Annotated in this window: 16 protein-coding genes; all 16 read left to right on the plus strand. The window is 71.1% G+C overall.

What is annotated here, in order from left to right:
- Nucleotides 1–93 precede the first annotated feature (93 nt).
- The 16 genes from F1C12_RS02210 to F1C12_RS02285 all read left to right on the plus strand — a co-directional run bounded on the left by F1C12_RS02210 (nt 94) and on the right by F1C12_RS02285 (nt 14,643).
- Nucleotides 94–1,434, plus strand: coding sequence for a replication-associated recombination protein A (locus F1C12_RS02210; RefSeq protein ID WP_185278733.1), 1,341 nt, complete (start codon nt 94–96; stop codon nt 1,432–1,434).
- A 196-nt stretch (nt 1,435–1,630) separates the two neighbouring features.
- Nucleotides 1,631–2,254, plus strand: a complete 624-nt coding sequence (gene rpsD, locus F1C12_RS02215) for a 30S ribosomal protein S4 (RefSeq protein WP_185277237.1) — start codon at nt 1,631–1,633, stop codon at nt 2,252–2,254.
- Between the two features lie 135 nt (nt 2,255–2,389).
- The gene (locus tag F1C12_RS02220) at nt 2,390–2,767 is read left to right on the plus strand and encodes a DUF948 domain-containing protein (RefSeq protein WP_185277238.1); all 378 of its coding nucleotides are present in this window, start codon (nt 2,390–2,392) and stop codon (nt 2,765–2,767) included.
- 67 nt (nt 2,768–2,834) lie between these two features.
- Nucleotides 2,835–3,026 carry a hypothetical protein gene (locus tag F1C12_RS02225; protein ID WP_185277239.1) on the plus strand — a complete coding sequence of 64 codons (192 nt, stop codon included), beginning with the start codon at nt 2,835–2,837 and terminating at the stop codon, nt 3,024–3,026.
- Nucleotides 3,027–3,085: 59 nt separating this feature from the next.
- A complete protein-coding gene (gene alaS / locus F1C12_RS02230) occupies nt 3,086–5,743 on the plus strand; it encodes an alanine--tRNA ligase (protein WP_185277240.1) in 2,658 nt (885 codons plus the stop codon).
- A gap of 3 nt (nt 5,744–5,746) precedes the next feature.
- A complete protein-coding gene (gene ruvX / locus F1C12_RS02235; protein ID WP_185277241.1) occupies nt 5,747–6,214 on the plus strand; it encodes a Holliday junction resolvase RuvX in 468 nt (155 codons plus the stop codon).
- A 1-nt stretch (nt 6,215) separates the two neighbouring features.
- Nucleotides 6,216–7,835, plus strand: a complete 1,620-nt coding sequence (gene mltG, locus F1C12_RS02240; RefSeq protein ID WP_258046076.1) for an endolytic transglycosylase MltG — start codon at nt 6,216–6,218, stop codon at nt 7,833–7,835.
- Complete coding sequence (locus F1C12_RS02245; protein ID WP_185277242.1) at nt 7,828–9,162, plus strand: shikimate dehydrogenase; 1,335 nt, start codon at nt 7,828–7,830, stop codon at nt 9,160–9,162. The genes mltG and F1C12_RS02245 overlap by 8 nt, the downstream gene beginning before the upstream one ends.
- 63 nt (nt 9,163–9,225) lie before the next feature.
- A complete protein-coding gene (gene aroC, locus F1C12_RS02250) occupies nt 9,226–10,434 on the plus strand; it encodes a chorismate synthase (RefSeq protein ID WP_185277243.1) in 1,209 nt (402 codons plus the stop codon).
- A complete protein-coding gene (locus F1C12_RS02255) occupies nt 10,431–10,937 on the plus strand; it encodes a shikimate kinase (protein ID WP_374939570.1) in 507 nt (168 codons plus the stop codon). Before aroC ends, F1C12_RS02255 begins: the two co-directional genes overlap by 4 nt.
- Nucleotides 10,934–12,013, plus strand: a complete 1,080-nt coding sequence (aroB, locus tag F1C12_RS02260) for a 3-dehydroquinate synthase (protein WP_185277245.1) — start codon at nt 10,934–10,936, stop codon at nt 12,011–12,013. The genes F1C12_RS02255 and aroB overlap by 4 nt, the downstream gene beginning before the upstream one ends.
- A complete protein-coding gene (locus F1C12_RS02265; protein WP_258046077.1) occupies nt 12,013–12,402 on the plus strand; it encodes a hypothetical protein in 390 nt (129 codons plus the stop codon). Before aroB ends, F1C12_RS02265 begins: the two co-directional genes overlap by 1 nt.
- A gap of 5 nt (nt 12,403–12,407) precedes the next feature.
- Nucleotides 12,408–12,845, plus strand: a complete 438-nt coding sequence (locus tag F1C12_RS02270; protein WP_185277246.1) for a type II 3-dehydroquinate dehydratase — start codon at nt 12,408–12,410, stop codon at nt 12,843–12,845.
- Between the two features lie 99 nt (nt 12,846–12,944).
- Entirely contained in the window at nt 12,945–13,508 is a 564-nt protein-coding gene (efp, locus tag F1C12_RS02275) for an elongation factor P (protein ID WP_185277247.1), read from the plus strand.
- A complete protein-coding gene (gene nusB, locus F1C12_RS02280) occupies nt 13,508–13,930 on the plus strand; it encodes a transcription antitermination factor NusB (protein ID WP_185277248.1) in 423 nt (140 codons plus the stop codon). The genes efp and nusB overlap by 1 nt, the downstream gene beginning before the upstream one ends.
- Nucleotides 13,927–14,643, plus strand: coding sequence for a DsbA family protein (locus F1C12_RS02285; RefSeq protein ID WP_185277249.1), 717 nt, complete (start codon nt 13,927–13,929; stop codon nt 14,641–14,643). The genes nusB and F1C12_RS02285 overlap by 4 nt, the downstream gene beginning before the upstream one ends.
- Nucleotides 14,644–14,672: the final 29 nt, after the last annotated feature.

The raw sequence follows: 14,672 nt of genomic DNA on the forward strand, positions 1-14,672 counted from the left end.
TCCGGCGTGCCTATGAGCGCCCAAACCCACGCGCCGTGCGCGGACGCCGCGGGCGCCGACCGCGATGTCGGTGGCGGCGACTACTCTTGTCGGGTGGTCGACGTGCAACCTGGGCTCCGGACGGGAGCGACGCCTCTCGCCGTGCGCATGCGGCCGAAGTCGCTGGACGAGGTGGCGGGGCAGCGGCACCTGCTGCGTCCGGGTTCGCCGCTCGTCGCCCTGGCCTCCGACAAGGACGGGCAGAGCGGTTCCGTGTCGGTGATCCTCTGGGGTCCGCCCGGCACCGGCAAGACCACGCTGGCGCAGGCCATCGCGCACTCCTCCGGGCGGCGGTTCGTGGAGCTGTCCGCCGTCACCGCCGGCGTGAAGGACGTCCGCCTGGTGATGGACGAGGCCCTTTCGACCCGCGACCTCTACGGCGTCTCGACCGTGCTCTTCCTGGACGAGATCCACCGGTTCACCAAGGCGCAGCAGGACGCCCTGCTTCCCGGAGTCGAGAACGGCTGGGTCATCCTGGTCGCCGCGACCACCGAGAACCCGTCGTTCTCGGTCATCTCGCCGCTGCTCTCGCGCTCGCTCCTGCTCACGCTGGAGACGCTGAGCGACGAGGACCTCGGCGTCGTCATCGACCGCGCCGTGGCCGACGACCGCGGGCTGGCCGGCCAGTACACGCTGGAGGACGAGGCCCGCGCCGCGCTCATCCGGCTGGCCTCCGGCGACGCCCGCCGCGCGCTCACGGCGCTGGAGGCCGCGTCCGTCACGGCCGCGTCCGCGACGCCGGCGACCTCCAAGAAGAAGCCGGTCATCACCGCCGAGCTGGTCGCGCAGGCGGTCGACCGCGCGCTGCTGCGGTACGACCGCAACGGCGACGAGCACTACGACGTCATCAGCGCCTTCATCAAGTCGGTCCGCGGCTCGGACGTCGACGCCGCACTGCATTACCTGGCGCGGATGATCGAGGCGGGGGAGGACCCGCGGTTCATCGCCCGCAGAATCATCGTCTCGGCGTCCGAGGACATCGGGATGGCCGACCCGCAGGCCCTCGTTGTCGCGATCGCCGCCGCCGACGCTGTCCAGTACATCGGGATGCCCGAGGGGCGCATCCCGCTGGCGCAGGCGGTCGTCCACCTCGCAACGGCCCCGAAGTCGAACGCGGCGTACATGGCGCTCGACGCCGCGATCGCCGACGTTCGCGCGGGCAAGATCGGGAGGGTGCCCAAGCACCTCCGCGACGCCCACTATCCCGGGGCCAAGCGGCTCGGCCACGGCAAGGGGTACAAGTACCCGCACGACGACGCGCTCGGCGTGCTCCAGCAGCAGTACCTCCCGGACGAGCTGGCCGACACGACCTACTACGCGCCGACCGAGCACGGCAACGAGCGCGACGTCGCCGCGCGGCTGGCGAAGCTGCGCCGCATCGTGCGCGGACGCTGACGCCGATCTGTTAGAATCGTCTGGCCTAGAAGCGTGTTCGGGGTGCGGCTGCCCGGTTCACGCTCTCGACGGGACAGGCCCTGTAGCCGGGCGTCCCTGGCGTCAATCCCTCTCTCTTGCAGGTGAAAGACCCTGCGCAGCGCGCCCCTGTGCGCGTTGCGACCAACATTCGTAGAGAGAAAACCGAAAGGAAATCGTGTCTTCACGTTCCCGCAGCAAGACCCGCGAGTCGCGCGCCCTGGGCATCGCCCTGACCCCGAAGGCGGCCCGCTACATGGAGAAGCGCCCGTACGCTCCGGGTGAGCACGGCCGCACCAAGCGCAAGCAGGACTCCGACTACGCCGTGCGTCTGCGCGAGAAGCAGCGTCTGCGCGCCCAGTACGGCATCCTCGAGAAGCAGATCCGCATCGCGTTCGAGGAGGCCCGCCGTTCGCAGGGCCTGACCGGTGAGAACCTGGTCGAGCTGCTCGAGATGCGTCTGGACGCCCTCGTCCTGCGCGCCGGCTTCGCCCGCACCATCTCGCAGGCCCGCCAGTTCGTGGTGCACCGCCACATCCTCGTCGACGGCAAGATCGTGGACCGCCCCTCCTTCCGCGTGAAGCCGGGTCAGCTCATCCACGTCAAGGCCCGCTCCGAGGGGACCGAGCCCTTCCAGGTCGCGGCCGCCGGCGGTCACGTCGACGTCCTGCCCAAGGTCCCGGCCTACCTCGATGTCGAGATCGACAAGCTCCAGGCCCGCCTCGTGCGCCGCCCGAAGCGCGCCGAGGTGCCCGTCACCTGCGACGTCCAGCTCGTCGTCGAGTACTACGCCGCCCGCTAAGGCGAGCGAGACTCCCGTGGAACGGGGTCGCGGCTTCGGCCGCGGCCCCGTTCTCGCGTTCGCGGGGGTCCACCCGGACGCCGTCTTCCCGTACGCTGGGGGTCGTATGCCCGTCACGGAATGGAGGGAGCCGACATGTCCGGAGGCGACATCGCCGGTCTGATCGCTGCGGCCGTGTTCGCGGTCCTGGTCGGATTCATCGCGGTCCCGCTGCTGAAGCTCGGCCGCGTCCTCGACTCCACGCGCGACGCCATCAAGGAAGCCAGCGACGGCATCACGCCGATCCTGGAGGAGACGGCGACCACCATCCAGGAGACGAACAAGCAGCTCGCCCGCGTCGACACCATCACCAGGAACGTCGCCGACGTGACCGGGAACGTCTCGGCGCTCGTGGCCCTGTTCGCCGCCACCGTCGGCGGTCCACTCATCAAGCTCGCGGGCTTCAGCGCCGCGGTCCGGGCTGCGCTCCGGGTGCCGGGGACCTCCCGGCGTTCGCGCCGCGAGGCGGACTAGACTTGCGCGAGTGCGCTGAACGCGCGCAGCTGCGCGTAGCGCGCATCCAGGGAGGGAAGATCCGGCAATGAAGAGTTTCCTGTGGCTCCTGATCGGCGTGGCCCTCGGCTTCGTCGTCGCCCACAAGGTCAACGAGACCCCCAAGGGTCGCGAGTTCTTCGGTTCGCTCGACAAGAAGGCGCGCGACTTCGGCGAGGCCGTCTCCGACGGCTACCGTCAGCGCGAGGCGGAGCTCCGCTCGGCCATCGACGGCGACTGACCTCCCGCGTTTTCGACGACTCTCGTCTCCCCGCTCCACCTCTCGATCGACCGGAAACCATGCAGACTGCTGAAATCCACCGCCGCTGGCTCGACTTCTTCGCCACGCGCGGCCACACCGTCGTCCCGTCCGCCTCGCTCGTCAGCGACGACCCGTCGCTGCTGTTCACGGTGGCCGGGATGGTGCCCTTCGTCCCGTACCTGACCGGCGTCGTCCCGGCACCGTTCCCGCGCGCGACGAGCGTCCAGAAGTGCATCCGCACGCTGGACATCGAGGAGGTCGGCAAGACCCCGCGGCACGGCACGTTCTTCCAGATGTGCGGCAACTTCTCGTTCGGCGACTACTTCAAGGAGCAGGCGATCACGTTCGCCTGGGACCTCCTGACGCTGCCCGAGGACGAGGGCGGCCTCGGCTTCGACCCGGAGGACCTCTGGGTCACGGTGTACGAGGAGGACGACGAGGCCCGGGAGATCTGGACCCGGGTCGCCGGCCTCCCCGCCGAGCGCATCCAGGGCCTCGGCAAGGACACCAACTACTGGTCGACCGGCCAGCCCGGCCCGGCCGGCCCCTGCTCGGAGATCTTCTTCGACCGCGGCCCGGCGTACGGAATCGACGGAGGCCCGGCGACCGACGACGACCGCTACGTCGAGATCTGGAACCTCGTGTTCATGCAGTACCTGCGCGGCGAGGGCACGGGTAAGAAGGACTTCGAGATCCTGGGCGACCTGCCGAAGAAGAACATCGACACGGGGCTCGGCCTGGAGCGCGTCGCGTTCATCAAGCAGGGCGTCGACAACATGTACGAGATCGACCAGGTCCGCCCGGTGCTCGACCGCGCGGCCGTGCTGGCCGGCAAGCCGTACGGCAACGAGGCGCACGAGGACGACGTCCGCCTGCGCGTGGTCGCCGACCACGTCCGCAGCGCGCTCATGCTGATGACCGACGGTGTGACGCCGTCCAACGAGGGCCGCGGCTACGTGCTGCGCCGCCTGCTGCGCCGCACGGTGCGCGCGATGCGCCTGCTGGGCGTCGAGACCGCGACGTTCCCCGAGCTGTTCCCGGCCTCGCGCGACGCGATGAAGGCGGCCTACCCGGAGGTAGAGGCCGAGTTCGCGCGCACGTCGCAGCTCGCCTACGCGGAGGAGGAGACCTTCCTGCGCACCCTGGCCTCCGGCACGAGCATCCTCGACACCGCCGTGGCGAACACCAAGGGCGCAGGCAAGGACGAGCTCGCCGGCGACACGGCGTTCCTGCTGCACGACACCTACGGCTTCCCGATCGACCTGACCCTGGAGATGGCGGAGGAGGCCGGCCTCAGCGTCGACCGCGCCGCGTTCGACACCCTGATGGCGGACCAGCGCGCCCGCGCGAAGGCGGACGCCAAGGCGAAGAAGACGGCTCTCGCCGACCTGTCGGTCTACAGCGCGTTCCGCGCGCAGGGCGAGACGGTGTTCACCGGCTACACCGACCTCGAGACGGAGTCGAGCGTGCTCGGCCTGATCGTGGACGGCCAATCCGTGAACGTTGCCCGCGAGGGCCAGGTCGCGGAGGTCATCCTCGGCGCGACCGCGCTCTACGCGGAGTCCGGCGGTCAGAGCGCGGACGCCGGCACGATCGTCGGCCCGGGCTACGAGCTCGACGTCCTCGACGTCCAGAAGCCGGTCAAGGGGCTGATCAGCCACAAGGTGCTGGTGCGCAGCGGCGAGGTCGGCGTGGGTGCGCCCGCGACCAGCCTGGTCGACGCGCAGTACCGGCGCGGCGCCACGCAGGCGCACTCCGGCACGCACATCATCCACGCGGCGTTGCGCCAGGTGCTCGGCCCCAACGCGCACCAGTCCGGCTCGTTCAACAAGGCCGGCTACCTGCGCCTCGACTTCTCCTGGAACCAGGCGCTGTCGCCGGAGACCCGCAGCGAGATCGAGGAGATCTCCAACAACGCGATCCGCGACAACCTGCAGGTGACCACCCGCGAGCTGCCGCTGGCGGAGGCCAAGGCGCTCGGCGCGATGGCGCTGTTCGGCGAGAAGTACGGCGACGTCGTGCGCGTGGTCGACATCGGCGGCCCGTGGTCGCGCGAGCTCTGCGCCGGCACGCACGTGTCGACCAGCGCGGAGATCGGCATGATCAACCTGGTCAGCGAATCGTCGGTCGGCTCGACCAATCGCCGCGTGGAGTCGCTGGTCGGCTTGGAAGCCTTCCAGGACCTCGCCGTCGAGCGCACGATCGTCTCGCAGCTCTCCGGCGCCCTCAAGACGCCGCGCGAGCAGCTCCCCGAGAAGATCGCGGACCTGATGGCGAACCTGAAGGCGGCCGAGAAGCGCATCCAGGCCTTCGAGGCCCGCGCGGTGCTCGATAAGGTGCCGGCGCTGCTGGAGTCCGCCACCCGTCGTGGCGCGGTCACCGTGGTGGCCGAGGACGCCGGAACGCTGAACTCCGCCGACGACCTGCGCCTGCTGGTGACGACCGTGCGCGAGCGGCTCGGCTCGGACGCGGCCACCGTCGCGCTCGCGGCGCGTGCGGCGGGCAAGCCCGTCGTGATCGTCGCGACCAACCAGGCCGCGCGCGACGCCGGCGTCAACGCGGGCGCGCTCGCCAAGACGGCCTCAGGCGTGCTCGGTGGCGGCGGCGGCGGCAAGGCCGACCTCGCCCAGGGCGGCGGCACGGACGCCGAGGCGATCCCGGCCGCGCTGTCCGCGGTGGTCTCGGCGATCGGGTAGCGCGTGCGCAGTGGAGTGCGACTCGGCATCGACGTCGGGAAGGTGCGGATCGGCGTGAGCCGGTCCGACCTCCACGGGATGCTGGCGACTCCGGTGGAGACGGTCGCACGCTCCGAGGATGCTGCGGATCGTCGCAGGATCGCGGAGATTGTGACCGAACTCGGAGTTTTCGAGATTATCGTCGGGTTGCCTCTGGCGCTCTCGGGCGCGCACACCGCGTCGACGGCGGACGCCGTCGCCTTCGCGGAAGCGCTCGACGCCGAGGTGGACGTCCCGGTGCGGATGGTGGACGAACGGCTCTCGACCGTGTCGGCCCATTCTGCGCTCCGGGCGTCGGGCAAGAACTCGAAAAGCGCGCGTCCGGTGGTGGATCAGGTGGCCGCCACGATAATTTTGCAGCACGCCCTCGACGCGGAGCGCGCTTCAGGCCGTCCGCCGGGCCAACCCGTCGAACCGAGCATTGGACCCTAGTTTGTCGCAGAACCCGCAGGAGAAGCCGGAGCCCCCCGTCTTCCCGGCCGTGAACCGGCAGCAGCCGATGACCAGGCGCGAAGCGCGCCAGGCCAGGGAGGCGCAGGAGGCCGCCCAGGCTCGGGATCAGGAGGCGGCGCCCCAGCAGGCGGCGCCCCAGGCGGCGGCACCGCAGGACGCTCCGCAGCCGTCCGGCGACCGGACCACCCGCGAGGCCGACGCACGCCACCCGCAGACCCCGGGTCCGTGGACTCCTCCTCCCGCCGAGACCCCGGCCAACCGGCAGACGCTGGCCGGGCTGGACTTCGACTCCGTCGTGACCGGACCCGTGCCCGTCGACGCCGCCGGCCGCCCGGAGCCGGAGCCCGTGGGCGCGGCCGTACGGCACGAGGCCGGGCACGGCACGGCGCGCGAGCACAGCCGGTTCGAGGACCCCGCGCACGCGATCTTCGCGCCGCTCGCCGAGGACGGCGCCGGCGGTTCCGGCGGCGGGAACGGCGACTCGCCGCTCGCGTGGCGCCAGCAGAACTACGTGTCGCACGAGCAGCCCAAGCGCAAGCGGCGCTTGCTGAAGCGGCTCGTGATCACCCTGGTCGTCATCCTGGTCCTCGGCGGGCTCGCGGCCGGCGGCTTCATGGCGTTCCAGCCGCAGGTCGCGGCGCTGGTGGCGAAGGTCGTGCCGCAGAACAACGACTACACCGGCAACGGCACGGGCTCGGTGACCTTCACGATCAAGTCGGGCGACGACGGCAGCTCGATCGCGACGAACCTCCAGAAGGCGGGCGTGACCAAGAGCTACGACGCCTTCTATTCGCTGGTGCTGCGCCAGCAGCCGCAGATCGTCTGGCAGCCCGGCGTCTTCAAGCTCGCCAAGCAGATGAGCGCGAAGGCCGCCCTGACGGCGCTGCAGGACCCGGCCAGCCGGATGCAGAACACGGCGGTGATCCCCGAGGGGACCGCCGAGAAGGACGCTCTGCAGACCGTCGCGGACGCCACGAAGATCCCGCTGGCCCAGTTGCAGCAGGCCGCGGCGAACCCGGCCGACTTCGGGCTCCCTCCGCAGGCGAAGACCCTCGAGGGCTTCCTCTTCCCTGCGACGTACACGTTCGCGCCCGGCATCTCGGCGCACGACGCCCTCAAGACGATGGTGGACCGGTCCTTCCAGGCACTCGACCAGGCGGGGGTTCCCGCGGCCGACCGCTGGAACGACGTGATCCTCGCCTCGATCGTGCAGCGCGAGGCCGGCCTGAAGGACGACTACCCGAAGGTCGCGCGCGTGTTCCTCAACCGGCTCGCGCAGGGCTGGGACCTCCAGTCCGACGCGACCGTCGCCTATGGAACCGGTCACACCGACCGGGTCGCGACGACCGACGCCGAGCGGGCGGACGCCTCGAACCCGTACAACACGTACGCGCACGCCGGCCTCCCGGTCGGGCCGATCTCCAACCCGGGCGACCTCGCGCTGAACGCGGTGACGCACCCTGCGGACGGACCGTGGATGTACTTCGTGACCTGGAACCTGAAGACCGGCGAGACGATCTTCTCGACGACGCAGGCGGAGCACGAGGCGGCGGTCGCGAAGTGGCAGCAATGGATGAAGGACAACCCCGGCTATGAGTGACGCACCGAAGCCCCGGCCCGCCGCGAAGTCGCGCGCGGCGAAACCGCGGAAGGCGGAGGACGCCATCGACCCGGCCGTCGAGAACGGCGTGTCGGAGGCGTCGGCGGAGGAGCTGATCGCCGAACTGGTCGAGGCCGAGCGCGAGGCCGAGGCCGAGGAGGCGGCGATCGCGGAGGCCGAGGCGGCCGCCGACGAGGAGGAGCCGCTGGAGGACGAGGCCGAGTCTGAGGACGAGAACGAGGCTGAGGCTGAGGACGAGGACGAGGCTGCAGACGAGGACGAGGCTGCGGACGACGCCGCGGATCGGCCCGAGCCCGAAGCCGCGGACGAGGTCTTCGTCGAGGTCGTCGAGGTCGAGGAGATCATCGAGACCGTGGACGAGGACGGCGTGATCGAGGTCGAGGAGGTCGACGCGGTCGTCGTCGACGCCGTCCCGGCCGCCGCCGCCTCGCGCCGCCTGGCCGTCCTCGGCTCGCCGATCGGCCACTCCAAGTCGCCCGCCCTACACCGCGCCGCCTACGAAGCACTGGGCCTGGACTGGTCGTACGATCAGCTCGACGTCAGCGGGGCCGGGCTGTCCGCCTTCCTCGACGGCCTGGGCGAGGAGTGGCGGGGCCTGTCGCTGACGATGCCGCTCAAGCAGTCCGTCATCCCGCTGCTGACCGAGACCGACCGGGTCGCGGAGCAGACCGGCGTGGCCAACACCGTGCTGCTCGACGGCGACGACATCAGCGGCTTCAACACCGACGTCGCGGGCATCGTCCGTGCGCTGTCCGCCGCCGGACTGGAGGAGGCACGTTACGTGCACATCCTCGGCGGGGGAGCGACCGCCGCCTCCGCCCTGGTCGCCGCGGCCGAGCTCGGCGCCGAGCGCGTCGACGTGCACGTGCGCGACCTGCAGAAGAGCGTCTGGCTGGAGCCGCTGGCCCATCAGCTCGGGCTGATGATCCGGATCCGGTCGTTCGCGCAGGCCGACCGCTCGCTGGACGTGCCCCAGCTCGTGATCAGCACGCTGCCGGGCGGCGCCTCCACCGAGGCGATCTACACCGACTCGACGCGACGCCAGGCCGTGCTGCTCGACGTGGCGTACGACCCGTGGCCGAGCGTGCTCGCGAAGGCCTGGCAGGCCGTCGGCGGACGCGTCGTCTCCGGGCTCGCGATGCTCGCGCAGCAGGCGCTCCTGCAGGTGCGGATCTTCGTCTCCGGCGACGTGCTGCAGCCGCTGCCGGACGAGGAGGGCGTGCTGGAGGCCATGCTCGCCGCGGTCGGCATCGACGCGGAGGGCGCGCCGGTGGGCGACGGCTCGGTGGAGGGCGAAGCCGAGTAGGCCGGGCCGTCCTCGGCCGTAACGGCGCAAGGCCGCCCCCTGCCGCTGTGCCAGAATCGAAGCATGCTTCGTTGGCTCACGGCCGGGGAATCCCACGGCCCCGAACTCATCGCCGTCCTGGAGGGGCTCCCCGCCGGGGTCCCCGTCTCGCTGGACGCCGTCCGCGCCGATCTCGCCCGCCGCAAGCTGGGCTATGGCCGCGGCGCGCGGATGAAGTTCGAGCAGGACGCGCTGGAGGTCTCCGGCGGCGTCCGCCACGGCCTGAGCCTCGGCAGCCCCATCGCGCTGCGCATCGGCAACACCGAGTGGCCGAAGTGGGTCGACGTCATGAGCCCGGAGCCGGTCGAGCCGGAGAAGCTGGAGAGCGGCCGCGGCGCCGCGCTGACGCGTCCGCGCCCTGGCCACGCCGACCTGGTCGGCATGCAGAAGTACGGCTTCGACGAGGCCCGTCCGGTCCTGGAGCGCGCCAGCGCCCGGGAGACCGCCGCCCGCGTCGCGCTCGGCGCCGTCGCCCGCTCGTTCCTCGCCGAGCTCGGCATCACGCTGGTCAGCCACACGCTGTCGATCGGCCCGGTCCGCGTCCCCGAGGACGCGCCGCTGCCCACGCCCGCCGACGTCGCCGCGCTCGACGCCGACCCGCTGCGCTGCTTCCACCCGGCCACCTCCGAGCGGATGGTCGCCGAGGTGGACGACGCCCACAAGGAGGGCGACACCCTCGGCGGCGTCGTGGAGGTGCTCGCCTACGGCCTGCCGCCGGGGCTCGGCTCGCACGTGCACTGGGACCGCCGCCTCGACGCGCAGCTCGCCGCCGCGCTGATGGGCATCCAGGCGATCAAGGGCGTGGAGGTCGGCGACGGCTTCCTCACGACCACCCGCCGCGGTTCGCAGGCGCACGACGAACTCGTGGCCGAGGACGGCGAGATCCAGCGCACCAGCGACAAGGCCGGCGGCACCGAGGGCGGCATGAGCACCGGCAGCGTGCTGCGCGTCCGCGCCGGCATGAAGCCCATCGCCACCGTCCCGCACGCGCTGCGCACGATCGACATCGCCACGAGCGAGGCCGCTCCTGCGCACCACCAGCGCTCCGACGTCTGTGCGGTCCCCGCGGCCGGCGTGGTCGCGGAAGCCATGGTCGCGCTCGTGCTCGCGAACGCGGTGCTGGAGAAGTTCGGCGGCGACTCGGTCACCGAGACGGCGCGCAACCTCCGCGGCTACCTCGACGCCATCCCGCAGAACCTGGCGACGGAGCGCGTCAGCGCGCCCTACGCCTGAGCACCGTGACGATCGTCCTGATCGGTCCGCCGGCGGCGGGCAAGACGCGGCTGGGCAAGCGCCTGGCCAAGCGGCTCGGCCTCCCGTTCGTGGACACCGACGCGGTCGTGGTCGCCCGGCACGGCGCCATCGCCGAGATCTTCGCCGAGCACGGCGAGCCGTACTTCCGGGCGCTGGAGCGCGCCGCCGTCGCGGAGGCCGTGGCCCAGCCGGGCATCGTGTCCGTCGGCGGGGGAGCGGTGCTCGACCCCGACACGCAGGCAGACCTCGCGTCGACCCGCGTCGTCCTGCTGACCGTCCGGCCGGAGGCGATCGCCGCCCGGATCACCAACCGCAAGCGCCCGCTGGTCACCGACCTCGAGTCGTGGAAGCGGCTCGTCGCGGCGCGCACCCCGCTGTACCAGTCGCTCGCGGACTACACCGCGGACACGTCGACCCGGCCGATCGAGACCATCGTGGAGGAGATCGCACGTTGGGTGGAAGAAGGAGACCACGACCTATGACCGACCAGCCCACCGAGATCCTCGTCGCCGGGACGGACCAGTACCCGGTCGTCATCGGGCGCGGCCTCCGCTTCGACCTCGCCCAGCACCTGGGCAGCGGGGTGAACAAGGTGCTCGTGGTGCACCCGCCGACGCTCGGGGCCGCAGCCGCCGCGCTGCGCGAGTCGCTGACCGGGCAGTACGAAGTCCTGCTCGCCGAGGTCCCGGACGCGGAGGCCGCCAAGCGCGTCGAGGTCGCCTCCTTCCTCTGGGGCATCATGGGCCAGTCCGACTTCACGCGTTCGGACGCCGTGATCGGATTCGGCGGCGGCGCCGTCACCGACCTCGCCGGCTTCGTCGCGGCGACGTGGCTGCGCGGCGTCCGGCTGGTGCAGGTCCCCACGACGCTGCTCGGGATGGTGGACGCCGCGGTCGGCGGCAAGACCGGCATCAACACCGCGGAGGGCAAGAACCTGGTCGGCGCCTTCTACGCCCCGGCCGCCGTCGTCTGCGACCTCGACACGCTGACCTCCCTCGGCCGCAACGAACTGCTGGCCGGCTTCGCGGAAGTCGTCAAGTACGGCTTCATCGCCGAGCCGGAGATCCTGGACATCATCGAGCGGGACGTCGACGTCGCCACCGATCCCGAGTCGCCGGAGTTCCGGCGCCTGGTCGAGCTGTCGATCGGGATCAAGGCGCGGGTGGTCGGCGAGGACTTCACCGAGCAGGGCCTCCGCGAGATCCTGAACTACGGCCACACCCTCGGCCACGCGATCGAGCACGCCGAGCGCTACCAGTGGCGGCACGGCGCCGCGGTCTCCGTCGGGATGGTCTACGCCGCAGAGCTCGGCCGGCTGAGCGGCCGCCTGAGCGACGAGGCCGTCGACCGGCACCGCCGCATCCTGGAGTCGCTGACGCTGCCGACCAGGTACCCGCTCGGCCGCTGGCAGACCCTGCTGGCGAGCATGCAGCGCGACAAGAAGGCCCGCGGCAGCCTGCTGCGATTCATCGTGCTGGATGACATCGGGCGGCCCACCGTGCTCGCCGGTCCCGACCAGAGCCTGCTGTTCGCGGCGTACCAGGAGGTGGGGTCCTGATGGCCAAGACCATCGTGCAGAAGTTGCTCCTCAAGGAAGGCGACACGCTGAGCGTCGTGGGCGCCGGCGCCGACGAGCGCGCCGTGATCGGCGGGCTCCCAGACGGCGTGACCGAGGTCGCGCCGGCGGACGCCGCTGTCTCGGTCACCTTCGTGCGCACCCGGGATGAGCTGATGGCACACTTCGGCGACGAGCTGCCTGCGCTGACCGGCGCCCGGGCGGTCTGGTTCCTGTACCCGAAGGGCGGCAGGGCGGACTTCAACAGGGACACCTTCATCCGGGAGGCCGGCGCGTTCGGCTGGCGGCCGATCAGCAACGTAGCCGTGGACGACGTCTGGTCGGCGGTGCGCGTCCGTCCGCTCGCCGAGGGAGAGGCGCAGGTAGGGTGAGCGGCATGACTTCCGTCCTGGTCCTGAATGGTCCCAACCTCGGCAGGCTCGGCACCCGCGAGCCCGACGTGTACGGCGCGGGAACGCTGGACGACCTCCGCGCCCAGCTGGTCGCCGACGCCCCCGAGCTGGACATCGACCTGCGTCAGACGGACGTCGAGGGCGAGCTGCTGCGCTGGCTGCACGAAGCCGCCGACTCCGGCGCTCCGGTCATCCTCAACGCCGGCGCCTGGACGCACTACTCGTACGCGCTGCGCGACGCGGTTTCGCTGGTGACGAAGTCCGGCGGCACGGTCGTCGAGGTGCACCTGTCCAACCCGCACGCCCGCGAGGAGTTCCGGCACACCAGCGTCATCAGCGGCGTCTCCACGGGCGTGATCGCCGGCTTCGGGTTCGAGTCGTACCGGCTGGCTCTGGCGTTCATTCGCCGAAACGCCCGCTGACGTCTAGAATCTTCTGGGGCTCCGTACGCCGAGCCCGTCGTGGACGGCGCGGGGCGCCGATCCCACCCGAATCTTCCGCAAAGCGAATGGAACTCTGGCATGGCATCGACCGCTGACATCAAGAACGGCATCGTCCTCAACATCGACGGACAGCTCTGGAGCGTCATCGAGTTCCAGCACGTCAAGCCGGGCAAGGGTGGAGCGTTCGTCCGCACCAAGCTGAAGAACGTCACGACCGGCAAGACCGTCGACCGCACCTACAACGCCGGCGCGAAGATCGAGATCACCAACGTCGACCGCCGCGACTACCAGTACCTGTACCAGGACGGCGCCGACTTCGTCTTCATGGACACCAGCGACTACGACCAGATCACCATCCCGGGCCCGATCGTCGGCGACTCCGCCAACTTCATGCTCGAGAACCAGAACGTGACCGTCGCGCTGCACGAGGGCTCGCCGCTCTACGTGGAGCTGCCGGCCTCCGTCGTCCTGGAGATCACCTACACCGAGCCGGGCCTGCAGGGCGACCGCTCCACCGGCGGCACCAAGCCCGCGACTGTGGAGACCGGCTACCAGATCCAGGTCCCGCTGTTCCTGGAGACCGGCACCCGGGTCAAGGTCGACACCCGCACCGGCGACTACCTCGGCCGCGTCAACGACTAGTGAGCGCCAGGACCAAAGCGCGCAAGCGCGCGCTCGACGTGCTGTTCAGCGCCGACCTGCGGCAGCTGACCCTGCCGCAGGCGCTGGCCGTGGAGGCGGAGCGAGCGGCCAACGAGCCGACGCGTGAGGCCTCCTGGCTCTACGCCCGCGAGATCGTGGACGGCGTGATCGACCACCAGGACGAGATCGACGAGCAGATCGAGACGTACGCGCAGGGCTGGACACTGGCGCGCATGCCCGCCGTCGACCGCGCCATCCTGCGCATCGGCGTCTGGGAGCTGCTGTTCAACGACGAGGTGCCCGACGGCGTCGCCATCTCGGAGGCCGTGGAAGCCGCGACCGTGCTGTCGACGGACGACTCCGCCGGCTTCGTGAACGGGCTGCTGGCGAAGATCGCGCAGAACCGCCCGCAGCGCGCATGAGCGCGCAGCGCCGGCTGCGCCGGATCGTCGCCGCGGCGGTGCTCGCGGTCGCGGTGACCGCCGGCGTCGCCTCCTGCTCGCTGCTCGGCGGAAACTCGAACGTCCCCGTCGCGACCGCGAAGCCGGCGACCGGCACCGACGGCGCGGCGAACTTCGACGGCGGCTACGTCTCGGCGGGCTCCGGCGCGAAGAAGGTCGACCTCTGGTTCGACCCGATGTGCCCGGTCTGCGGGGCGTTCGAGAAGTCGAACGGCGCGACGCTGGCGAACGCGGTCACGGACGGCTCGATCACCCTCCGGCTGCACCCGCTGACCTTCCTGGACCGCGCGTCGAACGGGACCGGCTACTCCACCCGCGCGTCGGCGGCTCTCGTCTGCGTCGCGGTGCACGACCCGGAGCGCACCCTGGACTACTACCAGGCGCTGTTCGCCGACCAGCCCGAGGAGAACTCCAGCGGCCTGACCGACAAGCAGCTCGCCAAGCTCGCGACCGACCACGGCATCACCGACATCTCCGGCTGCATCGACCGCAGCGGGCCGTACCAGGCGTGGGCGCAGGCGAACACGGCGCACTCGCAGAGCGGCCCGATCACGGTCGACGGCAAGAAGGTGCTCGACAACATCCAGGGCACGCCCACCGTGCTCGTGGACGGCAAGCAGTACACCGGCTCGATCAGCGACGAGAAGGAGTTCGCGAGCTTCCTCGCCGGGTGAGAGCGCTCGGGCCTGCTAGGCTCGACCCA

It is taken from the genome of Leifsonia shinshuensis, from assembly GCF_014217625.1.
GTDB classification, from domain to species: Bacteria; Actinomycetota; Actinomycetes; order Actinomycetales; family Microbacteriaceae; genus Leifsonia; species Leifsonia shinshuensis_A.

Excerpts from the sequence above, each read along its gene's own strand:
- F1C12_RS02220 (WP_185277238.1), top strand. The coding sequence starts at position 2,390 with ATGTCCGGAGGCGACATCGCCGGTCTGATCGCTGCGGCCGTGTTCGCG.
- F1C12_RS02225 (WP_185277239.1), top strand. The coding sequence starts at position 2,835 with ATGAAGAGTTTCCTGTGGCTCCTGATCGGCGTGGCCCTCGGCTTCGTC.
- alaS (WP_185277240.1), top strand. The coding sequence starts at position 3,086 with ATGCAGACTGCTGAAATCCACCGCCGCTGGCTCGACTTCTTCGCCACG.
- F1C12_RS02245 (WP_185277242.1), top strand. The coding sequence starts at position 7,828 with ATGAGTGACGCACCGAAGCCCCGGCCCGCCGCGAAGTCGCGCGCGGCG.
- aroC (WP_185277243.1), top strand. The coding sequence starts at position 9,226 with ATGCTTCGTTGGCTCACGGCCGGGGAATCCCACGGCCCCGAACTCATC.
- aroB (WP_185277245.1), top strand. The coding sequence starts at position 10,934 with ATGACCGACCAGCCCACCGAGATCCTCGTCGCCGGGACGGACCAGTAC.
- F1C12_RS02265 (WP_258046077.1), top strand. The coding sequence starts at position 12,013 with ATGGCCAAGACCATCGTGCAGAAGTTGCTCCTCAAGGAAGGCGACACG.
- F1C12_RS02270 (WP_185277246.1), top strand. The coding sequence starts at position 12,408 with ATGACTTCCGTCCTGGTCCTGAATGGTCCCAACCTCGGCAGGCTCGGC.
- efp (WP_185277247.1), top strand. The coding sequence starts at position 12,945 with ATGGCATCGACCGCTGACATCAAGAACGGCATCGTCCTCAACATCGAC.
- F1C12_RS02285 (WP_185277249.1), top strand. The coding sequence starts at position 13,927 with ATGAGCGCGCAGCGCCGGCTGCGCCGGATCGTCGCCGCGGCGGTGCTC.